This is a genomic window from uncultured Roseibium sp. (genome assembly GCF_947499295.1).
Taxonomy (GTDB): domain Bacteria; phylum Pseudomonadota; class Alphaproteobacteria; order Rhizobiales; family Stappiaceae; genus Roseibium.
Window position 1 is genome coordinate 1 of the sequence record NZ_CANMNP010000005.1, and the last position, 24,071, is coordinate 24,071.

Genomic DNA, 24,071 nt, shown 5'->3' on the forward strand with positions numbered 1-24,071 from the left:
GGCTGTTGTCGTATTCGGGTAACGGATACAGGCGAGAACCTCCCCGGGCCCCATCAAGGAGGGCAAAGCCCGACGCAAAGGGGCAGAAAAACCAAATCCTGCTCCCGCAACCAACAAAAAAAAGCCGCCCCTACAGGGCGGCTTTTTTGTTTTGGTGCAATGAGAACCAAAATCAAATCAAAACAACAAAATATCCCAACGCGCTCAACGCAAATAGACGAAGGCGAATGGGAAAAACCTACGACAAAAGGCAAGGGTCCTGGTGCAAAAGTTTCTCCATTGTTGGACTTAAAAATTTTGTTTTGGTTTCGAACCGCAGACACTTGAAACCGTTGCTTCCTATCAGGAAGTATCGATTTGAGTTGCCGCGGCGTGCTGATTTGGTTTGTGGAAACAATGATTTATCTCTCTAATTCCATGTCGGTGTCGAGACGGTCTTTGAAGCTTTGATGATGGGTTTTCATAGGTATTCCGATGATTGATCAAGTGGGGTACGGCCCCGATGCGATCATGAACTTGACCTTCCAAACTCAAAGTGCAATATTTTGCATCACCGCAATATTTTGCACTTTGAGTGATGTGAATGGCAATTGAAGCTAAAAACAATCCGGACGTTGCAGCGCGAGCTGCCTGGTTGCATTTCGTCGGAGGATTGACTCAGGGTGAAGTTGCTCGTCATCTCAATGTCACCAATACGCGTGCGCATCGTTTGATTGCACGTGCTCAGGCCGACGGTCTGGTTCAGATTTTTGTCGACGTGGAAGCCACCGAATGCGTCATGCTTGAGCGCCAGCTCATGGAGCGGTTCGGCTTGAATTTCTGCCGTGTCGCGATGGAGATACCGGAAAGTGGACCGATGCCGCTGCGCTCGCTTGCCACTGTCGGTGCCCAATATCTTATGGAAGTGTCGAGCGGAAGCCGTCACAAGATCATTGGCCTTGGAAATGGCCGCACGCTTACCGCATCCGTGAATGCGATGGGGCGGGATCCGGTGGTCGGAAAGCAGTTTGTGTCGGTTCTCGGCGGCCTTACACGCTCCTATGCCGCAAATCCATATGACGTCATATATCGCCTGGCCCAGAAAACAGGTGCTGAAGCACACCTTCTACCGGCCCCGCTTTATGCCAACAGTGCCGCGGACAAGATGGTGATGACGAAGCAATTCGGAATTGCGGACACAATGGCTCTGATCGATGAGGCGTCTCTTGTCGTTCTGGGTGTCGGCAGCCTTGAACCTGATAAGGGAAGCATCATCGACACGGCCATTGATGATCCAAACCGCACGAAAGAGCTGCGCGAAAGTGGTGCCGTTGCCGAGCTTTTAGGCCAGTTTTTCGACATTGAAGGACGCCAGATCGAAACAGAGTTCGACCAGCGCGTCATGGCGCCGCCGATCGAAAGCCTGAAGGGCCGGGAAGTGACCGCGATTGCTGGAGGAGCAACCAAAGTCAGGGCGATCACAGCTGCACTCAGGAATGGACATTTGACCGGACTATTGACTGACGAGGTAACAGCCAAGGCGCTTTTAGAAGATCAAAAATGACGCGGTGCGCCAAATTTCACCAGGGAGGAAATAAGGATGTACGACAAGGAAAAAGATGCCATAGGGGCGTTCTTGCGCGGGGAAATGGATCGCAGAGCGCTTATCCGACGTCTTGGCGGGCTCGGGATGACCGCAGCATCTGCTGGCACGCTCTACAACATGATGGCGTCAAACGCGCTTGCGGCTGATTTCGATTGGCAAAAGCACAAGGGCAAAAGCGTCAAGCTGCTGTTGAACAAGCATCCCTATACGGATGCCATGATTGCCAATCTGCCGGCCTTCAAAGAATTGACCGGGATGGATGTCAGCTACGACATTTTTCCAGAAGACGTTTATTTCGACAAAGTTACAGCGGCGCTGTCCTCCCGTTCCAGTGAGTATGATGCCTTTATGACCGGGGCCTACATGACCTGGACCTACGGTCCGGCGGGGTGGATTGTCGATCACAATGAATGGATCAACGATCCTTCAAAAACCAATCCGAACTACAATTGGGATGACATGCTGGAAGGCGTGCGCAAATCCTGTGCGTGGAACGGTGTCCCGGGTGGTGAACTTGGCTCTGACGATGCCAAGCAATGGTGCATCCCCTGGGGCTACGAGCAGAACAATCTGACCTTTAACGCTGCCATGTTTGAAAAGGCCGGTGTGAAAGTGCCGACCAACCTGGACGAGATGCTGGAAGCTGCTGCCGCCGTGCAGGCAGGGAACGACGGTGTTTACGGAATAGGTGTCCGCGGGTCGCGCTCATGGGCAACGATCCATCCGGGCTTCCTCTCCGCTTATGCGAATTTCGGCGAATCCGATCTGAGCAATGATGGCGGCAAGCTGAGTGCGGCAATGAACACGCCAGGATCAAAAGAGTTCCATGCCAAATGGGTCAAGATGATCCAGGAAAGCGGTGCCAGTGACTGGTCAACCCATACCTGGTACCAGGTGGGCACGGATCTTGGAGCCGGCAAGTCGGCTATGATCTTCGATGCCGATATTCTGGGTTACTTCATGAATGGCGGTGAGAATGCAATGGCGGGACAGCTGCAGTTCGCACCATTTGCTGCGAACCCGGCAGCCTCGGCACCGACACCGAATATCTGGATCTGGTCGCTTGCCATGACGAAATTCTCCAAGGATCTGGATGCGACCTGGTACTTCATGCAGTGGGCTTCGGGTCCGGAGCACGGCTTGTTCGGGGCAACGGAAATGGATTTCGTGAACCCTGTCCGCAAGTCCGTTTGGGACAGTGACCTTTTCCGTGAGCGGTTGAACAAGAACTATCCTGGCTATGTCGAGATGCACGATGTCTCGGCACCCGGTGCGTCGATCAAGTTCACCGCGCAGCCCTTGTTCTTCGACCTGACAACCGAATGGGCAGCCACCTTGCAAAGGATGGTCGCCAACGAAGTGCCGGTCGATGAAGGCCTTGATCAACTCGCTCAGAGCATGAATTCTCAGCTCAGTGAAGCGGGATTGAGATAGGTCGCAGCCTGCGGCATACGCGGCTCCCAACGTCGCGTATGCCGTTCTTATCCTTTCAACAATGTTTCTCCAAACCTGGTGTTTTTATGACTGACACCGTGATGACCCGGCGACGCCAATTCATTTCGCCCAGGATGCTTCCTTATGTTTTGAGCTTGCCGGCATTGATCGTTTGCATCGGCATTCTCATTCCTTTCGTGACGGCAATCTATTATTCACTCCAGCGCTATCGGATGTCCCAGCCCTGGAACCGGGAAATGAACTGGGGCGAAAACTACGTCAGGTTTTTGACTGACGCTGATTTTTGGAACACGTTGAAGGTGTCGCTTGTCTATGCCGGATCCACTGTGGTTCTGGAATTGCTGCTCGGACTGGCGATTGCGCTGCTTTTGAAAAAGCGCAGTCGTGTCAATAACTTCATTTCCATCATGTTGCTCCTGCCTCTGATGACAGCGCCCGCACTGGCCGCGCTGATGTTCAAGCTGATGACAAATCCGAACTTCGGTATCCTGAGCTATTTCATGCAAGTAGTCGGCTTTGACGATTTTAGATGGGGTTCGTCACCGGACACGGCCCTCTTTACCGTGATCCTCGTGGATATCTGGGTCTATACACCATTCATGATGATCCTGCTCCTGGCCGGGCTGCGCTCGCTTCCCACCCAGCCTTTCGAGGCCGCGGCTTTGGATGGTGTGCCGCAACTTGAGCAGTTCTGGCGGATAACACTGCCCATGCTGATGCCTTACATTCTGACGGCCGCTCTGTTCCGCCTCCTCGACTCAATTCAGCAGTTCGACATCATTTACGCCATGACCCAGGGTGGGCCGGGCGACACTTTGATGGTGTTTCAGGTCGAGGCTTATCTGAATTTCTTCCAGTCGACGAATGTCGGGCGGTCCGCGGCACTGCTGCTGATCCTCTGGGCCATCACGTATGTACTCTCGAACATTTTCGTCAAGAACTGGCTGCGGCTGCGTGAACGCGCAAAAGGGGGCGCGTGACATGGATCATACTTCTTTCCTGGAGCGCTGGTTCCGGCGTGTCGCGCTTTCGATCATCGTGATCTTTTTCATGTTTCCGATTTTCTGGATCGTACTCATGAGCCTTCAGACGAATGAAACGATCCTACGTTCGCCGCCATCAATGTCCTTCGTTCCAACATTCGACAACTATCTGGCAATTCTTGCAGGCCGCCTGGACTCCAACGTTGCCAGCATGGGCATCAACTTCGTGAACAATCTGATGAATTCGATCATCCTGTCTGTCTGCTCGGTGGCGGTCGCACTGTGTCTGGGAGTGCCGGCGGCCTACGCCTTCGCGCGGCACAAATTCAAGGGGTCCGAAGACATAGCCTTCACCTTGCTGTCCTTTCGATTTGCCCCGCCTTTGCTGGTTCTTTTGCCGCTGACACTCTATTTTCAGGAAATCGGTCTGGCAGACACCTATCTTGGCCTGGTTTGGGTCTATCAGTTGATTTGTCTTCCGTTGATCTTGTGGATCGTGCGCGGCTATTTCGAGGATATTTCTCCAGACATTGAATATGCCTATCGGATCGCCGGCCACAGCTGGTTCTCGACGTTCCGAAAAATAGCATTGCCGCTTGCTGGCCCGGGCATCGCGGCCGCCGGCCTGCTTGCATTCATATTCGCCTGGAACAACTTCATATTCGCGCTCGTGCTGGCCTCTGCTGACAAGCAGCCAGTCACAGTCGGGGCACTCGCCTTCGTAACCGCATCCGGAATCCAATATGGCCAGATCGCCGCGGCAATCGTGCTGTCGATCGCACCGACGCTCGCGCTTGCACTCTGGGCACAAAAATATCTTGTCGAAGGGCTCTCCCTCGGTGCGGTGAAGGGCTGACCAGATGGGATTTCTTGAACTCAAATCATTGTCAAAATCGTTCGGTGACGAAATCGTTCTGGACGGCGTGTCGCTCAGCGTCCCGGAGGGTGGAACGCTGGTTTTGTTCGGGCGGTCCGGTGCTGGCAAGACAGTCCTGTTGCGCAGCATCGCGGGCGCTATAGACCCTGATGGCGGATTCATCGCGATCGGGGGGGAGGACGTTACCTCGGTTCCCCCTGAATATCGCGGTATTGGTATGGCCTTTCAGAACTTCGCGCTGTTCCCGCATATGACAGCCTATGACAATATCGCCAGTTCGCTGACCTCCAAGCGCATGTCCGCGTCAGAGATCCGAACGAAAGTCGATGCCGTTGCCCGGTTGTTGAAGATCGAGCACGTGCTTTCACATGCTCCAAAAGCGCTTTCCAACGGTCAGAAGCAGCGAACCGCGCTTGCCAGGGCACTTGTTGCGGAGCCGAAGATTCTTCTGCTTGATGATCCGCTGCGCAATGTCGATGCGAAGCTGAGATTTGAAATGAGGCTGGAGTTACCGCGGCTGCTGGCAGACCGCGGCGCAACGATCATCTATGTCACTCAGGACTATAAAGAAGCCATGGCCCTGGGCGACCGGATTGCCGTGCTCGATCAGGGAAATATCGTTCAAATCGGATCGCCGGAAGACATCTACAGAAGGCCGGAGAATACGCAAATCGCACAGCTTTTCGGCGACCCGACAATCAACCTTCTCGATGTGGTGCCAAAGCAAGATGATCGCGGCCTGCACGCTTTCCTCTCCGACCAGAGGGTCGATTTTCACGGCCGTTTTCCAGGTGTTGCCGGCAGAGACTGTATCGTTGGCCTGAGGCCGGAGGCACTCTCTTTTGCCAAAGAAGGCGGCTTTCCGGTAACGATTGAGGCGGTTACGCCCTTCAATGAAAAGACCGTCACTCTGGCGACGACCCTGCGCGGCCGGGAAATCCTGTTGTCGCAGCCCGCGCAAGATCCGGTTCCTGCCGGACCGGAGGTAAACCTTCAGATCGCTGCTCAAGACGCGATCCTGTTTGACCGGGCGACAGGGCAGCGTATCGCACCCGAACCTGACGGAAATCAGGTGGAGGAGGCGGCATGACAGCGCAACTTCATCTGAATTCGATCAACAAACGCTACAATCCCGGTACAGATCACGAAGTGCATGCTGTGCAGGATCTCGACCTTGAAGTCGAGCGTGGAGAGATCGTGGCACTGCTTGGGTCGTCCGGTTGCGGAAAGACATCCACGTTGCGGATGATCGCAGGTTTTGAAGAGGTAAGCGCCGGTGAGGTCTCAATTGACGGGCGCCGAATTGACCGACTTGCTCCGGCCAAACGCGGTGTTGCCATGGCATTTGAGGGATACTCTCTTTATCCGCCTTTGAGCATCAGGGAGAATATTGCATTCGCGCTCAAGTCCGAGAAGCTCCCGCAATCCGACGTCGACAATCGGGTCGAACAAATCGCGGCACTTCTGGAAATCAGCGACATTCTCGACAAGCGTCCCAATGCTATTTCCGGTGGCCAGCAGCAAAGAGCAAGTTTGGGCCGGGCGCTCATACGGCGCGCGGATCTCCATGTTCTGGATGAACCTATGGGTCAGCTTGAGCCTCAATTGCGGGCGATCCTTCGTGGCAGGATCAAGCACTATATCAAGGAGCATGAGCTAACGGCGATACTGGTAACCCACGACCAGACCGAAGCGAACGCGCTGGCGGACCGGATCGCTGTAATGGAAGGTGGCATTCTTCAGCAGTTCGATACACCGGAAAACCTGAAAAACAGGCCGGCGAACATCTTTACAGGCGCGTTTATCGGAGAGCCGCCGATGAATCTCTTCTCGGCTGTTGCCGGTGTTTCGGACGACCAGGTTGAACTGCGTCTGTCGGCTGACACGGCGTTGAGATATCCAGTGACCGCGTTTTCAGAGGAACTTCGGCAACGCATCCAGCATGATAACGGGATCATGATTGGCATTCGCCCACATTCGGTTCAACTCACGGAAGAAGGGTTGCCGGCCGAGGTCTTTGCAAACCAGTGGCTTGGCGATCAGACGCATATTGCGGCGCGGTTTGCGGGTGCAAGCATTGTGTCGGTTGTTCATGACCTGGCGTTGCCAAGGCCGGGTGATCAGATCAATGTGTCGATCGCAGCGGCCGATCTGCACATATTCGATACAAAATCTGGTGATGCGCTCAGCCATGGAGGAAACCTGGCATGAGCGAAAAGGATCTCATCATCGGGGTCGACGCCGGTACTTCCGTGATCAAGGCTGTGGCGTTTGATCTGTCGGGGCACCAGATCGCGCTTGCGAGCCGGAGAAATGAATATACGTCGCTCGCAAATGGCGGTGTTGAACAGGACATGAACCGAACGTGGCGCGACACGGTTGCGGTGCTGGGTCAGCTGGTTGATTCAGTCCCTGAGTGTGCTTCAAGATGCGCCGCTGTCGCCGTCACCGGTCAAGGGGACGGGACCTGGCTCATCGACCGGAACGGCGAGCCTGTGCATGATGGTTGGTTGTGGCTTGATGCACGGGCCGCCGAAACGTCAAGGCACTTGGCCGAAGGCGCAGAATGCCACGTCATCTATCAGCGTACCGCTACCGGCATCAATGTGTGTCAGATGCGAACCCATCTGTGTTGGATGCGGGACAATGCTCCCGATCTCATTAAGAGGGCTTCGACGGCATTTCATTGCAAGGACTGGCTCTATTTCAAACTCACCGGGGTTCGGGTCTCCGATATTTCGGAAGGCGTTTTCACGTTCGGTGACTACCGGACAAGAACCTACAGTCCTGAAGTGATCGACGCCCTCGGACTGGCGGATCACAAGGAACTTTTGCCGCCAATCATAGACGGGTCGGTTGTTTCCCATGGCTTGTCTGACGAAGCAGCGAAAGCGTGCGGTCTGACGCAGGGGACCCCGATTTGCCTCGGACTTGTGGATGTCATGTGCAGTGCGCTTGGTGCGGGTCTTTATGATCCGGCGGCCGCACCCGGACTGACCATTCTTGGTTCGACAGGAATGCACATGCGTTTCGTGCCTGACGCAGAGGCTGTGGTCCTGAACGATGCGCAGTGCGGTTATACCATGCCGTTTCCGGGTGGTGCCTTTGCACAAATGCAAACAAACATGGCTGCCACGTTGAATATCGATTGGGCGCTCGGGATCGCCTCCCAGATCTGCGCAACGCAGAACATGCGCGTGGAACCGGAAATGCTTCTTGCCGCGATAGACGATCTTGTCATCGGAGCAAGACCGGGCAGCGCGTTCTATCATCCCTATATTTCGTCTGCAGGCGAACGGGGACCTTTCACCAATCCCGATGCACGCGCAAGCTGGACGGGCCTCGATCAGGGAACAACCTGGGCTGACATGCTGCGTGCCGTTTTCGATGGCCTCATACTCGCAGGAAGAGACTGCTACGAAACCATGGGCAACGTCCCGGGGGAAATCAGGCTTACAGGCGGTGCCGCTAAATCGAAGGCATTTCGGACGCTGCTTGCCGCAGGTCTCGGAGCACCCGTGCGTACAATAGCGCAACCGGAAGCAGGAGCTGCGGGAGCGGCGATGATTGCCGCAGTTCAGCAAGGCCTTTTTGAAGACGTGGCTTCGGCGGTCGATGTATGGGTCAAGCCGCATCTCAACGATGCCGAACTGCCTGATGAGGAGTTGATGCCTCTCTATAACGGCCTGTTCGACACATATCTGGAAACCCGGCGTGCACTTCCGCACGTGTGGTCAAGTCAATCGAAAGCCAGGCGGGAGCTGAGTTGATGACAACAGTGGCAATCATCGGCGACAGGTTCATGGGTTCTTCCGTATTTGAACGGGAAATTCTTGCCTCATGTGGCGATCGCGTAACCTGCAAGTGTATCGACCTCGCCTGGCCAGACGAACCGATGGAGCATGGCTATGCGACACCGGGGCTGGAGGGTTTAAAGGAATATTTGGGGACGCCGGAGTTGGTGCTCGATCATCTGCAGGATGCGCAGGTGCTTGTAACTCATCTAGCTCCCGTTTCGGTCGGTGTTCTGGAAGCCGCACCCAATCTCAAGCTGGTCGGGGTCTCCCGTGGTGGACCCGTCAACATCGCAATGGACGAAGCGCGCGAACGAGGTGTTCTTGTTGTGAACACGCCCGGCCGCAACGCATCTGCCGTTGCCGAATTCACTATCGGGGCGATCATTGCAGAGACACGCAACATCACCAAAGGCCATGACTCGTTGCGGAAAGGCGACTATCGAGGTGATCTTTACCGCGCCGACATCGTCGGAAACGAATTGTCCGACATGTGCATCGGTGTCATTGGATACGGTAATGTGGGAACCCGCGTCGTCAAGCTGCTGAGAGCCTTTGGCAGCAAGATCCTCGTCACAGATCCATATGTTCAGTTATCTGTAGAAGACAGTCAGGACGGTGTTGAGCAGGTTGCGCTGGACCGTTTGTTGAGCGAGTCCGACGTTGTAACGCTGCATCCCAGGGTCACCAAGGAAACCACCGGGATGATCGGCAAGGATCAATTTGCCGCGATGAAGCCCGGTGCCGTGGTTATCAATACCGCACGTGGTCCCTTGATGGATTACCAGGCGCTTTTCGAAGTCCTGTCGAGCGGGCAACTTGGTGGCGCGATGCTGGAGACATTTGCTGTCGAGCCGACCGATCCGAATGATCCCCTTCTGCAGCTCCCCAATGTGACGCTCACCCCTCACATAGCCGGCGCATCCCAGAAGACAGTGAAAATTGCCGCACAAAGGATTGCCGAAGAAATCCGGCGATGGATTTCCGACGAGCCACCACTCAGTCCGTGTTGAGGTTTCCGTGAACCTGATGACGCCTGACCATTCCAAGTATGAACCGGAGGGGAGATCTCCGGAGCGACCTGTGGATCTGCTTGTCATAGGTGGCGGGATCAACGGTGCAGGTGTTGCCCGCGACGCGGCCGGACGCGGTCTCTCCGTTATCCTGTGCGAAAAGGGAGATCTCGGCGAAGGGACTTCCTCGCGTTCGGGAAAGTACATTCACGGTGGTCTGCGATATCTTGAATACTACGAATTCAGACTGGTTCGCGAGGCGCTGAACGAGCGCGAGGTTGTTCTGGAAGCTGCCCCTCATTTGTCATGGCCGTTGCAGCTGGTCCTTCCTCACAGTCCCGAACAAAGGCCCCGTTGGCTCATTCGGTTAGGGTTGTTTCTTTACGACAATCTGGGCGGGCGCAAGCGGGTTCCGGGATCGAGTGCGATCGATTTGCGCAAGAATCTGGCCGGTGAACGGTTGAAAGAAAGGTTCACCAAGGGTTTCAGTTACTGGGACGTCTGGATAGACGATGCGCGCCTTGTGGCCCTGAATGCCGTTGATGCCTCCAGGCGTGGCGCACAGGTCTTTACCAGGACGGCCTGCATGTCCGCCCGGCGGTACGGGAACGTGTGGCGCGCGGAGCTGAAAGGAGAGGGGAAGCCTGCAACAACTGTCTTCGCTAAAGCTGTCGTCAACGCGGCCGGGCCGTGGGTCGAGAAGGTTCTCGGAGAAGTGGCGGGTGTAAATTCCAGGATGAGTGTTCGCCTTGTGAAAGGCAGTCATCTTGTCATGCCGAAATGGTGGCAGGGAGATCACGGATATGTCCTGCAGGCACCGGACAAACGTCTGATCTTCGTAAATCCCTATTTTGACGACATGGCGTTGATCGGGACGACAGACATTCCCTTCGAAGGCCGTGCGGAGGACGTCGCAATCGACCCATCCGAAGTCGACTATTTGCTCGAAATCCTGAGAAGCTATTTCGATCAAGAATTCAAGGCAGAAGACGTTCTGTTCAACTATTCCGGTGTGCGTCCGCTCTTCGACGATGACGCAAACAAGAGTGCGTCGGCTGTCACACGCGACTATCAGTTCGAGCTTGACGGTTCGCTGGAACCAGACAGCGATCAACCTCCTCTGCTCTCCGCCTTCGGCGGGAAACTGACGACCTATAGAAAGTTGTCGGAACAGGCGCTTCAGATGCTGTCACCCTATTTTCCCGAGATGGGCGGCGCCTGGACCGCCGATACGCCACTGCCGGGAGGAGATCTGCCGGACAAGAATTTCGATGCCTGGTTCACCGGGTTCAAAAGGCGTTTTTCCTATCTGCCGGAGACATTGCTGCTTCACCTGGCGCGATGCTACGGCACCGACGCTGTGCGACTGCTGGATGGTGTCAACGACATCGGCGACCTGGGCGAGCACTTTGGCGGTGCCTTTTTTGAGAAGGAAGCAGATTGGCTGTTGCGCGAGGAGTGGGCCGTCAGTTCGGAAGACTTTTTGCTTCGACGGACCAAACACGGATTGTTTCTGACCTCGGCCGAAAAATCAGAATTTGAAAACTGGCTTGAAAGGAGACAGGCGGTCCATGAACCCGTTTCTTGAGCTGCGGAGCAGCGCGGAATTTGCAAGGCTACGAACCGCTTCAGCTGAGTTGGGAAAGAACCCGCTGCAAGTGCAAGGGCCCGGTGGGAATACCTCACTCAAGAAAAACGGCAGAATGTGGATAAAGGCCTCCGGAACCTGGCTGGCGGAGGCAAATGAGCGCGACATCATGGTCCCGGTTGATGCCGACCGGTTTTGCGTGGCTCTCAACGCCGGGAGCGAAAGCGCAGAAGACACGGTCAGTTTTCTTGCGTCTGTCGAAGGTGCACCCGCGCTTCATTCGTCGATAGAAACCTCGGTTCATGCTATCCTCGACACACCTGTCGTGCTGCATACGCATTGCGTTGCAACGATCGCGGTTGCCGCGAGGACTGATGCTGAAGAAATTGTCCGGCATAGGCTGGCCGGCCTGGATGCCGTGTTCATTCCCTACTTCAAGCCGGGTCTGGATCTTGCGCGCGGGATTCTTGAACGCATCACTGCGAAGACGAAAGTGCTGATCCTAGGCAATCATGGTTTGGTTGCAACTGGTGACACGGTCAAGGAAGCCTTGCAACGGATCTATGAGGTTTCGTGCCTGCTTGAGCCGGTGGCGATTGCACGGGGGGCGGAACCAAACTCTGACTGGCAGAGATCGCTGAAGGGTAGCGGCTGGAAAGCGGCCCCTTTTCCCACAACACAGTCACTTGCATTCGATGACCATTTGTTGGCGCTTGCCAACGGCAATTCACTCTACCCCGATCATGTCGTGTTCCTGGGCCCTGGATGCGTGGTTGCGAATGATACCGAAACGGCTGCCGAAGCGGCTGTTCGAGGTTCGAAGGCGCGCTCAGAACGGAAACTCGTGATTTGTCCAGGCCAGGGTGTTGCAGTACCGGAGACCGCGAATGCGGCAACGCTTACGCTTGTGCGGGCGTTCGGTGATGTGCTTGTAAGGGTTGATCCGAGCGCCGAATTGGAGCGACTCACGGATGAACAGGAAGACGCGTTGATCAACTGGGATGCCGAGAAGCTTCGTCAGTCTCTCAACAGCACGGAAAGCGCGCGGGCATGAGCAAGGGTCTTGCCATTGGTATCGATGTCGGCACGTCAGGCGTCAGGGTTGCAGCGCTTGATGCGCAATTCCATGTGGTCTCCGTCTCGAAGGCCGCGATGGATCTCTCGTCAGGAGAGCGGAACGATCCCGCGGTCTGGTCCGCAGCGCTGGACGAAGCGCTTTCATCAATGCTTCAGACCATACCTTCTCACGATATCGAAGCTATTTGCGTCGACGGAACATCCGGCACCGTCCTGGCTCTGGATTCCCATGATCAACCAATCGGCTCAGCGCTGATGTATAATGATGTGGTCGGCGATCTGGAGATCCCTCAGGCAATTGCGAAAGTGGCTCCGAGGCAAAGTGCGGCGCATGGTTCAAGCTCCGCACTTGCAAGGTCAATTTCTCTGCAGCGTCGCACGGGCATTGCCCGTATTGCCCACCAGGCGGACTGGATAGCTGAACTGCTCACAGACAAAGCCATGCCAAGCGATGAAAGCAACGCCCTGAAAACCGGGTACGATCCGATTGCCAGAGCATGGCCCGACTGGATAGCTGAGACTGGTATCCGGGCAGAATTGTTGCCGGATGTTGTTGCCACAGGCACGCAGACCGGAACGACCTCAGGCGCATTCGGGTTGCCAGAAGGTATTCCAGTCGTGGCCGGTGTTTCGGACGGATGTGCTTCCTTTTTGGCAACCGGCGCTTCCAGCCCGGGGGACGGTGTCACCGCACTCGGGACGACAATGACAATCAAACTCTTGTCGGACCATCCGATTTTTGCACCCGAATTCGGTATCTACAGTCATCGTATCGGCAGCCAATGGCTTGCCGGTGGCGCGTCGAACAGTGGTGGAGGTGCCTTGGCAGTGCATTTTTCACCCGACGAAATTGCTGCCCTGAGCCAATTGATTGACCCGGACGTTTCGTGCGGGCTCGACTATTATCCCTTGCCAAAACAGGGTGAGAGATTCCCGATCGGTGATCCTGGCCTTGCCTCAAGGGTCAGCCCCCGTCCCGATGCAGCACACATGTTCCTGCATGGGTTGCTTGAAGGTATCGCCAATATCGAGTTGTTGGGCTATCAGCGTTTGATGGAACTTGGCGGACCGAAGTTGAAGTCGATCCGGTCGGTCGGCGGGGGCGCTGAAAACCAAGTCTGGACACGTCTGCGTTCACGGTTGTTGTCTGTGCCGGTCGCAACGGTGGCCTCCGGAGAGGCCGCAGCAGGATCAGCGCGCATTGCCTGGTCATTCTTGAAGGGACAGACATGACGATAGAAATCTCCGGCCTTGGAGATATCCTGCAACAATTCGACGGCATTCTCATAGATCAGTTCGGTGTTCTGCATGACGGCGTCGAACCGTTCGAGGACGCGGTGCCCTGCCTTAAAAGGGTCGCAGCTGCAGGGGTTCCCGTTGTCGCCATTACCAATTCAGGCCGCATGAAAGATCCCAACCGGCAACGCCTTGATCGGTTTGGATTTACACCCGACCTGATCGCGGACGTTGTCACTTCGGGTATGGTAGCGCGGGATCAGGTCCTGAAGATGCTGAAAGGCGGCTCGATTTCGCAAGGAGATGCTGTACTGAACCTGACCCGCGAAAGCGATGTCACGGTGCTGGAGGGGCTTGGGTTGGAACTCTCCGACGAAATCAGTTCCTCGACCAGGCTGGTTTTCATTTCAGGGCTTCAGCCGGAAGTCTTGTCGCGGCAAGACTACCTGACGATGTTGCGTCCGTTGGCGGAACGGGGCGTTCCGGCAATCTGCGCCAATCCGGATCATATGGTTTATGTGAACGGCAGAGCCGCCTTTGGTCCCGGTCTTGTTGCCGCTGACTACGAGCAAGCCGGCGGGCAGGTCGTTTTTGTCGGCAAACCCGGGGCGGAGATTTTTTTCAGGTCTTTGGAGACATTGGGGTCACTGGAACCTTCCAGGGTTCTGATGATCGGCGACAGTCATCATCACGACATTGCAGGCGCGGCAGCGGTTGGATGCAGGACACTGCTAATCGCAAATGGTGTTCAGGCAAAGGCCGACAATGTCGACGTTGCACCTGATTTTTCCATACCGTCACTTCGCTTTTGATCGAGCGACATCAAGGGCCGGTGTATTCAGGCCGGTAACTGGCGAATTGCCGGGAAGACAAGTCATTCCAGGCCTGAAATTGTTCGGGATCCGGCACAACAGGCGCGCTTTCTTCGCTCATCGCGGCGGCGGCTTGATCAAGGTTTTGGAACCAGCCGGCACCAAAGGCCGCGCTCATCGCAGCACCAAGTGAAGATGCCTCAAGGCTTTGGCTGATATGAACCGGCAGTCCGGTCGCGTCCGCAAACATCCGCGTCCAGAGTGCGCTGTTGCCGCCGCCGCCGACGGCAACGATCTTTTCGATCTTCAGGCCGTTTGCCTTCATCGCTGTTATGGCTCTGGCGCTTTCAAGCGTCATTGCTTCCAGGATGGCACGGTAAAGATGACCCAGCCCATGGTTCGACGACATGCCATTGAAGCTTGCGCGTGCGCCAGTATCCCAATGGGGGTCCATACTGCCGGTCAGATAAGGACAAACGGTTACCCCTTCAGAACCGATCGGGATTTGTTCAGCCTCCGCCTCGAGTTTGGAAAACACGGTGGGGTCATTCCTGCCACCTGCGAATGTGTCGACAAACCAGTTCAGCAAAAAGGCACCCGCGCGCTGACAGCCTTCCAGAAAGTATCCATTCCCTGTCGGGGACGTCATTGTCCGCCAATTGAGGCTGATCATGGGATCAGGAGCCCAGGCGCCTGTGATGAGCGCGGTGCCCAGATTGAGATAAATGACGCCTTCCCGAGCCCCATTGACACCCAGCCCCGCGCACTGCCCGTCTCCACCGGCAGCAATGAGGGGCAGTCCTTCCGGCAATCCTGTCAGGTCTGCGGCTTGCGCGGTCACGTGACCAACCAGTGTTCCGGGACGCGCCAGAGCACCGAACTGGCCAGCGCTGACGCTCAGATGCCTGAGGAAGTCTTCGGACCAGGACATGGTTGCAATGTCGAGAACGCCAAAGGGGTCAGCGCTTGTCCAGCTGGAGGTCCAGTTTCCCGTAAGCCGGCCTGACAAAAAGCAATGAACGTCAGCGAACTTCGCGGTTCTTTTCATGATCTCCGGTTCGTGGCGTTGAAACCAGGAGAGACGGTAGATCACCGGAGTGATGTCGATCGGTTTTCCGGAGGTTCGGTGCAGCCTGTCCTGTCCGATCTCTTGCGACAGCAGTCCGACTTCCTCTTTCGCACGCTCATCCAACCAGACAACCGCGGGACGGATCGCCTGACCTTGTTCATCCAGAAAGGCAACTGTTTCGCGTTGATTGGAGATCGCAAGCGCCGCAACGCGGGACGTGTCGATTTCTTCGGAAAGGGCGCGCAGTGATTTGCATGCAGCTGACCACCAGTCTTCGACATCCTGTTCAACCCAGCCGGGCTTTGGTTGCGACAGGGAGATTGAAGCACGCCCCTCCGCCAACGGTTTTCCAGATGCTGTCCAGGCAATCGCCTTGGTTGATTGCGTTGAGCTGTCCAGCCCGATGACCAGATCCTTTGTCATTCGTCCTCCCTCAACAAATGCTCGGCAGTTGTCCTGTCGGTCACGAGATCGGTCACATATCCTCCAGTGAGGCACGCATGAAGAGCCCCAAGCTTCTCCTGTCCGCCTGCAACGCAAATGCGTTCCGGAACGGCCTTGAGATCCTGCAATTCCATGCCGATCTGAAGTCCTGTAAGCGGGCCTTCCAAAGCATTTCCCCGGTCATCAATAAAACGTCCGATGACAATGCCGGCTGCGCCTGCCTTCATGTATTCCTCGGCGGAGGGCTGGATGAGGTTGTTGCCATCAGCCCACCTGGTTTCGTCATTCAGTTCCCCGACACCAAAGACAACAGTGTTACAGCTGTGCACGCGTTCAAAGTGGCGTTTCAGAGATGGCTCTCCCAAAAGCGCCGTTCGAAGATCGGGTGTTGTCACCACGGCGGGTGCGTGAAAGTTATGACACCTTGCACCGAGACGGTTCGCAATGAACAAGGTGCACGCTTCCGGCGAGGAGGCATCGTCACCAAGGGAACTTCCGGAGACCTGCACCACACGCAGGCTTTCCTGCCGGCGTTCCGGCAATGCGTTTGCCAGTTCCAGCATGGTCCGCCCCCAAGCCACACCGAGCGTCATGTCTTTTTTCAATCGAGACAAAAGAATTTGTGCACCGGCAATGCCCAGACGCTTTCGAAGCGACTTGGGGTCGCCGTCTTCTTCGCTGACTTCAGGTGCAATGAAAGCGCCCTTGAGATTGAAACGTGTGGCCAGTTTCTGGCTGAGATCGGCCTGCTCAAGAAGGTCGGGTGCGAGACTGATGGTCACAAGGCCACGCCGCCGGGCATCGGCGAGATAATTCGCTACAGATGCACGCGAGACGCCGAGTGCCTTGGCAACTTCGGCCTGCGTCCGGGACTCAGCATAGTAGAGCCAGGTTGCCCAGGCTGTGGTGTCCTCGATGAATCTTGCGCTTTCCCCGCCTGATCCGTCCTTTTGAGTGTCTGACATTTTCGTTCTTTTGCCTTTGTGATCCTGGGAGTCTGAATTTCGATTTGACAAATGTCAATAGATGTTGTCATTTGTCATGCATGAGCCGAAGGTTAGTAAATGTCCTCAATTAGTCGCCAGTCTTCATCTTTACCAGAACGACCGGAAAACGGTTGGATGGAGCATATTGAGGACGTCTATCTGGGTCGCTGGGTCAATCCGGAAACGGGTGCAGCTGGACCAAGAGCACCGGTCGACAAGATCTTGATTTCGGAATCAATTGACGGAGAGGAGGCGGACCTCGCCCGCTCCGTGGGCATCGGCGATTCAACCGCGATGGTCGCCGATGCCAACACTTGGGACGCTGCGGGAGCACGGATTGCGCGAAACCTTACTCAGAACGGTTTCAAGATCAGCGAAATCATCCTGTCCGGGCGACCGCATGCGACCGTTGAAGAAGCGGATGCTCTCGAGCAGCGACTGCAAAACTTTTCGTCTGTCATCGCGGTCGGTTCGGGCACAGTAAACGACCTGACCAAATATGTGACAGCTCATACCAAGCGCCCCTATTGCGTTTTTGGAACCGCTGCATCGATGGATGGGTACGCATCGACGACAGCTTCGATGGGCTTGCCGAGCGGTCTGAAAATTTCGTTGCCGGCGCATGCGCCAAAGGGCGTTTTTCTCGATCTGGATGTCATTGCGCGTGCTCCGAGCCGAATGGCAGCAGCCGGATTTGGCGACTGTCTGTGCAACAGCGTTGCCAGGATCGACTGGTGGATGTCGCACAAGCTTCTGGGCAGCCAGTTCCGGCTTGAACCATACCTCATCAGTGAGCCGGACGAAGGCATGCTGGAAGCGCATGCATCCGGTTTGCAAGCGGGAGATATCACAGCGGTTGGGTATCTCGTCAGAGCACTTGTTCTGTCGGGTCTCGGGGTTGCGTTCACCAAAGTCTCCAATCACGGCTCCATGGGCGAGCATCAGATTTCCCACTACATCGATTGTTTTGCGCGCGATCAGCACAAGGGAACGCTCCACGGCGAACAGGTCGGCGTCGCAACCTTGAGTATGGGCCGCATTCAGCAGTGGTACCTCGATCAGGAGAAGCCGCCGGAGGTTCGTCCGACAAAGGTCGACGGCGACGACATGGTACGCCGGATGGGTCCTGAAATCGCTGCGCAATGCGAAGCCGAATATCGAAAGAAAGCGCTGGACGAAGACGGTGCTGCCCGCTTGAACGAACATCTCCAGGATATCTGGCAGGAGCTGCGTGCGGACTGCAGGAAACTGGTGGATCCGGTGGAGGCAATGCTTGCCAAGCTCACGCAGGTTGGGGGCTCGACCAGCGGAAAGGACCTTGGACTCTCATCCGATTTCTACCGTGAAGCGGTGCGTCATGCCCATGAAATGCGGAACCGGTTCTCGTTTGCAGACCTTGCGTGCGATGCAGGTCTGCTGGACGATTTCGCGGCAAGGGAGGTCTGACGCGTGAGACCTCTCGATGCAATGCCAGTTGAAACGGCGGCCTCCATTCACACGGTTATGGCGGATATTGACGATACGCTGACGACCGATGGCAGCCTCCCGGCAAAGGCATATTCCGCGCTTGAGAGATTGAAAGCTGCCGGGTTTCGTGTCGCGGCGATTACGGGCAGACCTGCCGGCTGGTGCGATATGATTGCGCGGTTCTGGCCGGTTGACGGTGTGGTCGGGGAGAACGGCGCGCTTTACTACGCCTACGACCGGGGCGCACGGAAAATGATCCGTGTGTTTGCAACAAGCGACTCCGTGCGCCGACACAACCAGATCCGTTACGAAAAAATTGCGGAACGTATCCTGAAAGAAGTTCCCGGTTCTGCGGTTTCGGCGGATCAGTCCTTTCGCGAAGCGGATCTTGCGATCGATTTTTGCGAAGACGTCACCCCGCTGCACCAACAGGATGTCGAACGGATCAAGGCCATTTTCGAAGACGAAGGTGCAGTTGCAAAAGTGTCGTCCATCCACGTCAATGGCTGGTACGGAGCCTATGACAAGCTGACCATGACACGGCGGTTCACTTCCGATGTGCTGGGCGTTGATCTCGATACCGAAAAAGACCGGATCGTCTTTTGCGGAGACAGTCCCAATGACGCTCCCATGTTCGGTTATTTCCCCAATGCCTGCGGCGTCGCCAACGTTCTGGATTTCAAGGGCCGCATCGAAGCAGAGCCCGGCTGGATCGCCTCCGAACGGGGCGGGGCTGGATTTGCCGAACTGGCGGACGTGCTGATTGCCGCAAAGAATATCTCAGACAGGAGAATAAGTGCATGAAAAAGGCCGAATTGGCTCTGCGTGAGGAGATCATCGCTCGCTGCAAGGAGATGAATGCCAGCGGTATCAATCAGGGCACGTCCGGAAACATTTCCGTCCGATTTGAGGACCGGATGCTGATTTCACCGTCAGCGACGCCTTACGATCAGATGACGCCGGACATGATTGCATCCGTCGGACTGGACGATACAAGCGGCAGATACGAGGGGCCGTTGAAACCGTCAACAGAATGGCGGTTCCATCAAAAGCTTCTGCACGGTCGCCCTGACGCGGGTGCGGTGGTTCACGCGCACCCGACCTATTGCACGACGCTTGCTATTGCCCGAAAAGAGATCCCGTCCTGCCACTACATGGTCGCCGCGTTCGGCGGAAACAACGTCCGTTGCGCGGGATACGCGACTTTCGGATCTGAGGAGCTCTCGGAACTTGCCATAGAGGCAATGACCGACCGTACAGCTTGCCTTCTTGCCAACCACGGTATGATCGCAATTGGCGAAAATCTTGCCAAGGCCATGTGGCGGGCAATCGAACTCGAAACCATCGCAAAACAGTATTACCTCAGCCTCGTCATTGGCGGTCCGGTTCTCTTGAGTGACGCCGCGATCGACGACACCCATCGCGGGTTCGCGGGCTATGGCCTTCAGGACAGCGAGGCCGACAAGAAACCGAAGCCGAGGCGACGGGCTCCCAAAAAGACACCGGCGAAGAGAAAGTAATGGTGCCATGAACTTGGGAGGGTCAGCATGGCGTTTGTGAGAACCAAAGGATTGCAAGGCTATATCACCGGCGATAGCCCGGTGCCTTGGCTTGCGCCGCTGGTTGCTATGCTTGTGGTTTTCACGATCTACCCGCTGTTTTACAACATCTGGCTTTCTTTCCACGAGTACGTTCCTCTCAAGCGCCGCCTGGTTTATGTGGGGACGGAAAACTGGAGCAACCTGTTTGCCGACCCACGGTTCTGGGAAGCGCTATCCGTCACGTTCACCTACTTTTTCGTGCTTCTGGCGATCCAGGTCGTATTGGGCATGATCATTGCGCTTCTTCTGGATTCAGATGAGCCAGGGTTCGGCCTTTTGCGGGGCCTTCTGACACTGACTCTGGTTATCCCGCCCGCCATCACCGGAATGATGTTCCTGCTGATGGAAGACCCCGAGTTCGGTGTTCTCACATATATCCTCGAAGCCATGGGCATCTTGAGCGGTCAGGATCCAATTCTGGCCACAAGTTCAACGGCCCTTGCTGGGGTCATGCTGGCCGATATCTGGCAATGGACACCCTTCATGGTGTTGATCTTTCTGGCCGGATTGCGATCGTTGCCGCAAGAGCCTTACGAGGCCGCGATGCTGGACGGCGCGTCTGCCTTTCAGACTTTCCGCAGGATTACCTTGCCGATGATGTCCAAGGTCATCGCCGTAGCGGTACTGATCCGTGGCATCGATCTGTTTCGCGCCTTTGACTACATGTTCGTCATGACCTCGGGAGGGCCGGGAACCTCCACATACACGTTGTCCCTCTACGCCTGGCAGCAAACGTTCAGCTTCATCAAGTGGGGCTATGGGGCGACCATCAGCCTTGTCAGTCTGGTGCTGATACTGGTCATCGCCAATCTCTTTATCTGGATTGCGAAGGTGCGCTGGTGATTGTCGAGAGCAAATATCGGCGCTATTCGCGCATGGCCGCCGCGTGGTTCATTACGGCACTGTTCGTGTTCCCTCTCTATTACTGGGGTACGACGGCCTTCAAGGAAGCCAAGGAGATCTTCTCCGTTCCGCCAACAGTCTGGTCGTTCACGCCAACGCTTCGAAATTTCGAAGAGGTCTTCGGTATTTCGTTCGGCTTCCTGCGGCAGCAGGAGGTGCTGCCCGGCGGAGGGAACTTCTACATGGCGCCCCGGTTGTGGGATTCCATTGTCGTTGCACTGTTTTCCACTGCGCTTGCAATCGCCATTTCGACCTTTGCGGCCTATGCGCTGAGCCGTATGGATTTCCGCGGCCGGCATCACTTTGTCGCCTGGGTTCTTTCAACCCGGATGATGCCGCCCGTGGCCGTCGCGATCCCGATGTTCTTCATCTACAAGGACATTGGACTGATGGATTCCTATACGGGCATCATCCTGATCCATGCTCTGATGAACCTGCCGCTGGCGGTTCTACTGCTCAAGAGCTTTTTCGACGACATCCCAAGAGAGATAGATGAAAGCGCGATCGTCGACGGCGCATCGCGGTGGAAGATTTTCCGCCGGATCATTTTGCCGATGGCCAAGGGCGGAATCGCCGCGACGGCGGTTCTTTGTTTCATCTTTTCCTGGACCGAATTCATTTTTGTTCTGACCTTGACGCAGACCGGACTGAAAACGGTGCCGGTCGTGTCTTCGAGCTTCGTAACGTCCACAGGCACCGCCTGGGGCAACATGGCGGCCTTGGGAGTGGCTGCGATGGCTCCGGCGTTTTTATTCATCCTGCTGGTCCAGAAACAGCTGGTCCGCGGGCTGACGCTCGGTTCCCTCAAGCAATAGGAGAAACTGTCTTTACGGGACCATCAATCAAGTATCATGGGAGGAGTTAGTCATGAGAGACACTGACAAGAAGCAATACCTGGCCAATGTGGTGGACGCCTATGTTCACCGCCGAATGGGGCGACGGGATTTTCTCAGAAACGCGGGGCTGCTCGGATTGGGCGCAGCAGCATTCGGTGCGGGAATGCGCCGTCCCTTCGGTCTTGGGTCCATGCCTTTTGCGAATGCTTCTGACGATCTGCGGCCCTCGGAAGAGGTGCTAAAGTGGGTCAAGGACGTTTCGGGCCCGTTTCGCGGTACGACGCTCAAGCTGGCGACCGAATCCACTCCTCCTTCGAATGCGATCAACAGTCAGCTGAAGAAGTATTTCGAAGAAGCTTCCGGCATGACGGTTGAGATCGAAGTTCTGCCACTGGAGCAGGTCCTTCAAAAGATGACCCTCGACATCGCTTCCCAGCTTGGCACCTACGATCTTTACTACATCGACCAGAGCTGGGCCGCGTCCGTGAGCCAGGATGTTTTCGATCCGCGTGAGCAGATTGAAGCCAAGCCGGATCTGGCTATGCCGGACTATAACATCGATGATTTCCTGCCGGCACTTGTCGATGGGATTGCGAAATACCAGGACCGTTGGGTCGGCGTGCCTTACGATATCCCGATCTTCATCATGATGTACCGGAAGGACATCTGGGAGGAGATGGGTTTCAATGCGCCATCCTCTCTTGAAGAATATTACCAGCAGGCCAAGGCAATTACGGATGCCAAGGGCCCGGATCTTTACGGCTCGACGGGCCAAATGAAGTCCGGCCACTACAGTCTTGAGTGTGACTGGACTGCCTGGCTTTGGGGGCATGGTGGATCCATCTTCACCCCTGACGGCAAGTTCTCGGGCAACGATGAACGCGGCCTGGAGGCCATGGACTACTGGACGAAACTCTGGAAGACCATGCCACCCGGGGTGACGGGCTGGACATGGGACGGCCAGGGGCAATCCGTTGCCCAGGGCGTCGCAGCTTCCATGATGAGCTGGGGTGAGTTCTTCCCGTATTTCGACGATCCTTCAGCAACCAAGGTCTCCGGTTTGATGGAAGCTGTCAGGTGCCCGCCACCGGCTCGTGCGCTTCGTACAAGTGAAGAGACCGGGTTTGGTGAAATCCCGGGTGTCGGTCACCAGGGCGGTTCCTCGCTCGCGGTTTCCAAGAACTCGAAGAACCCGGATGCTGCATGGATCTTCATGCAGTGGGCGACGAGTTACGATACGCAGGTGCTGATCACGGCGCTGGGCGGCGGCACTGGACCGACACGCGAGAGCGTTTATGACGACCCGCGTATCATTGCCAACAATCGCGTCGGACCAGGCACAACACGTCACCTCAATGTGGTGAGGGACACCATCGCGATGGATATGGGATCAGAACCCGATCTGCCGCAGTGGGCGGAATTGTCCAACGACACCATCCCGGTCCGGCTCGGCAAGTACTTTGCCGGCGACTACGGTTCGCCGAAAGAGGCAATGGACGATATTGCCCAGTCGGTCGACAAGATCGTGTCCGGATAAGCGTACCAAATGCAAAGGCTAAGGGAAGGGTGGCAACACCCTTCCCGTCAATGAGGGTTGGGAGGATCCGGTGGGACATAAACCTCTTGTCGCAATAACAGGGGCAAGCTCGGGTATCGGTGAAGCAACTGCGCGTGCGTTTTCCGAAGCTGGTCACCCGGTTCTGCTTATGGCGCGCCGCATGGAACGGATGGAAGCGCTTGGGCTTCCCGACGCTGTCCTTCGTCAGGTGGATGTCCGCGATCGGGCTGCGATCGCCGCGGCGGTTCGCGACGCGGAAGCCGAATTCGGACCGGTGGACATGATGTTTGCAAACGCGGGCATTGCACGCCTGGCCGATATCGGTCGTCAGCCTCCCGAAGAGTGGGACGAGATGATCGACATCAACACCAAAGGTGTCATGAACACGGTCCATGCCGTGATGAAAGACATGATGGATCGGCGTCACGGCACGCTCGTCATGATGAGCTCCATTGCCGGACGGAAGGTCTATCCAGATCACACGGTCTATTGCGGCACAAAGTATTTCGTTCATGCGGTTTCAGAGAGTTTGCGTGAATATCTTTCTGCCTACGACGTGCGCGTCGTGGTGCTCTCGCCTGGGGTGATCGAAACGGAAGTCCTATCTGGAGTGCTCGATGAAGAAACGCTTGAAAACTACAAGAGCAACAAGATCAAAATGGGTGGTGGCATTGGTGCCGACATCGTCGCCGAATTGATACTCAATGCCTATCAATTGCCGCAAAAAGCGCTGGTGCAGGAAATTTGCCTGACACCGACACGGCAAAGCTACTGAGGAAGTCTGCAT

Annotated in this window: 22 protein-coding genes; 20 read left to right on the plus strand and 2 right to left on the minus strand. The window is 56.0% G+C overall.

Features of this window, described 5'->3' with window-relative positions:
• The 13 genes from Q0835_RS09935 to Q0835_RS09995 all read left to right on the plus strand — a co-directional run.
• A partial coding sequence (locus Q0835_RS09935) for a hypothetical protein (protein ID WP_298960755.1) occupies positions 1 to 327 on the plus strand: 327 nt, incomplete at its 5' end.
• Positions 328 to 583: 256 nt separating this feature from the next.
• A complete protein-coding gene (locus Q0835_RS09940; RefSeq protein ID WP_298960757.1) occupies positions 584 to 1,543 on the plus strand; it encodes a sugar-binding transcriptional regulator in 960 nt (319 codons plus the stop codon).
• A gap of 36 nt (positions 1,544 to 1,579) precedes the next feature.
• The gene (locus Q0835_RS09945; RefSeq protein ID WP_298819619.1) at positions 1,580 to 3,019 is read left to right on the plus strand and encodes an extracellular solute-binding protein; all 1,440 of its coding nucleotides are present in this window, start codon (positions 1,580 to 1,582) and stop codon (positions 3,017 to 3,019) included.
• Between the two features lie 86 nt (positions 3,020 to 3,105).
• Positions 3,106 to 4,020 (plus strand): sugar ABC transporter permease, encoded by a 915-nt coding sequence (locus Q0835_RS09950; RefSeq protein ID WP_298819620.1) that lies wholly within the window; start codon positions 3,106 to 3,108, stop codon positions 4,018 to 4,020.
• Position 4,021: 1 nt separating this feature from the next.
• Positions 4,022 to 4,879 (plus strand): carbohydrate ABC transporter permease, encoded by an 858-nt coding sequence (locus Q0835_RS09955; protein WP_298819622.1) that lies wholly within the window; start codon positions 4,022 to 4,024, stop codon positions 4,877 to 4,879.
• Positions 4,880 to 4,883: 4 nt separating this feature from the next.
• Complete coding sequence (locus Q0835_RS09960; protein WP_298960759.1) at positions 4,884 to 5,990, plus strand: ABC transporter ATP-binding protein; 1,107 nt, start codon at positions 4,884 to 4,886, stop codon at positions 5,988 to 5,990.
• Positions 5,987 to 7,111 (plus strand): ABC transporter ATP-binding protein, encoded by a 1,125-nt coding sequence (locus Q0835_RS09965; protein ID WP_298960761.1) that lies wholly within the window; start codon positions 5,987 to 5,989, stop codon positions 7,109 to 7,111. The genes Q0835_RS09960 and Q0835_RS09965 overlap by 4 nt, the downstream gene beginning before the upstream one ends.
• On the plus strand, positions 7,108 to 8,670 hold the full coding sequence (locus Q0835_RS09970) for an FGGY-family carbohydrate kinase (protein WP_298960763.1): 1,563 nt from the start codon (positions 7,108 to 7,110) through the stop codon (positions 8,668 to 8,670). Before Q0835_RS09965 ends, Q0835_RS09970 begins: the two co-directional genes overlap by 4 nt.
• Positions 8,670 to 9,707: a 2-hydroxyacid dehydrogenase gene (locus Q0835_RS09975; protein WP_298960765.1), complete on the plus strand. Its 1,038-nt coding sequence runs from the start codon at positions 8,670 to 8,672 to the stop codon at positions 9,705 to 9,707. Before Q0835_RS09970 ends, Q0835_RS09975 begins: the two co-directional genes overlap by 1 nt.
• Before the next feature lie 16 nt (positions 9,708 to 9,723).
• The gene (locus Q0835_RS09980; RefSeq protein WP_298961165.1) at positions 9,724 to 11,295 is read left to right on the plus strand and encodes a glycerol-3-phosphate dehydrogenase; all 1,572 of its coding nucleotides are present in this window, start codon (positions 9,724 to 9,726) and stop codon (positions 11,293 to 11,295) included.
• On the plus strand, positions 11,279 to 12,349 hold the full coding sequence (locus tag Q0835_RS09985) for a class II aldolase/adducin family protein (RefSeq protein WP_298960767.1): 1,071 nt from the start codon (positions 11,279 to 11,281) through the stop codon (positions 12,347 to 12,349). Before Q0835_RS09980 ends, Q0835_RS09985 begins: the two co-directional genes overlap by 17 nt.
• Positions 12,346 to 13,605 carry an FGGY-family carbohydrate kinase gene (locus Q0835_RS09990; protein ID WP_298960770.1) on the plus strand — a complete coding sequence of 420 codons (1,260 nt, stop codon included), beginning with the start codon at positions 12,346 to 12,348 and terminating at the stop codon, positions 13,603 to 13,605. The genes Q0835_RS09985 and Q0835_RS09990 overlap by 4 nt, the downstream gene beginning before the upstream one ends.
• Positions 13,602 to 14,420: a TIGR01459 family HAD-type hydrolase gene (locus Q0835_RS09995; protein WP_298960772.1), complete on the plus strand. Its 819-nt coding sequence runs from the start codon at positions 13,602 to 13,604 to the stop codon at positions 14,418 to 14,420. Before Q0835_RS09990 ends, Q0835_RS09995 begins: the two co-directional genes overlap by 4 nt.
• Positions 14,421 to 14,430: 10 nt before the next feature.
• Here the strand turns inward: Q0835_RS09995 and Q0835_RS10000 are convergent, their stop codons facing one another.
• Positions 14,431 to 15,912: an FGGY-family carbohydrate kinase gene (locus Q0835_RS10000; protein ID WP_298960774.1), complete on the minus strand. Its 1,482-nt coding sequence runs from the start codon at positions 15,910 to 15,912 to the stop codon at positions 14,431 to 14,433.
• A complete protein-coding gene (locus tag Q0835_RS10005; RefSeq protein WP_298960775.1) occupies positions 15,909 to 16,898 on the minus strand; it encodes a sugar-binding transcriptional regulator in 990 nt (329 codons plus the stop codon). Before Q0835_RS10005 ends, Q0835_RS10000 begins: the two co-directional genes overlap by 4 nt.
• Positions 16,899 to 16,997: 99 nt before the next feature.
• On the opposite strand from Q0835_RS10005, the gene Q0835_RS10010 reads away from it, so the two are divergent.
• The 7 genes from Q0835_RS10010 to Q0835_RS10040 all read left to right on the plus strand — a co-directional run bounded on the left by Q0835_RS10010 (position 16,998) and on the right by Q0835_RS10040 (position 24,059).
• Positions 16,998 to 18,365, plus strand: a complete 1,368-nt coding sequence (locus tag Q0835_RS10010) for a sn-glycerol-1-phosphate dehydrogenase (RefSeq protein WP_298960777.1) — start codon at positions 16,998 to 17,000, stop codon at positions 18,363 to 18,365.
• A 3-nt stretch (positions 18,366 to 18,368) separates the two neighbouring features.
• Positions 18,369 to 19,190: an HAD-IIB family hydrolase gene (locus Q0835_RS10015; RefSeq protein WP_298960780.1), complete on the plus strand. Its 822-nt coding sequence runs from the start codon at positions 18,369 to 18,371 to the stop codon at positions 19,188 to 19,190.
• Positions 19,187 to 19,906: a class II aldolase/adducin family protein gene (locus tag Q0835_RS10020; RefSeq protein ID WP_298960782.1), complete on the plus strand. Its 720-nt coding sequence runs from the start codon at positions 19,187 to 19,189 to the stop codon at positions 19,904 to 19,906. Before Q0835_RS10015 ends, Q0835_RS10020 begins: the two co-directional genes overlap by 4 nt.
• A gap of 27 nt (positions 19,907 to 19,933) precedes the next feature.
• A complete protein-coding gene (locus tag Q0835_RS10025) occupies positions 19,934 to 20,830 on the plus strand; it encodes a sugar ABC transporter permease (RefSeq protein ID WP_298819649.1) in 897 nt (298 codons plus the stop codon).
• 32 nt (positions 20,831 to 20,862) lie between these two features.
• Positions 20,863 to 21,705 carry a carbohydrate ABC transporter permease gene (locus Q0835_RS10030; protein ID WP_152504120.1) on the plus strand — a complete coding sequence of 281 codons (843 nt, stop codon included), beginning with the start codon at positions 20,863 to 20,865 and terminating at the stop codon, positions 21,703 to 21,705.
• Between the two features lie 52 nt (positions 21,706 to 21,757).
• Positions 21,758 to 23,263, plus strand: coding sequence for an extracellular solute-binding protein (locus tag Q0835_RS10035; RefSeq protein ID WP_298819652.1), 1,506 nt, complete (start codon positions 21,758 to 21,760; stop codon positions 23,261 to 23,263).
• Positions 23,264 to 23,333: 70 nt separating this feature from the next.
• The gene (locus tag Q0835_RS10040) at positions 23,334 to 24,059 is read left to right on the plus strand and encodes an SDR family oxidoreductase (RefSeq protein WP_298819654.1); all 726 of its coding nucleotides are present in this window, start codon (positions 23,334 to 23,336) and stop codon (positions 24,057 to 24,059) included.
• The last annotated feature ends 12 nt before the right edge of the window (positions 24,060 to 24,071 follow it).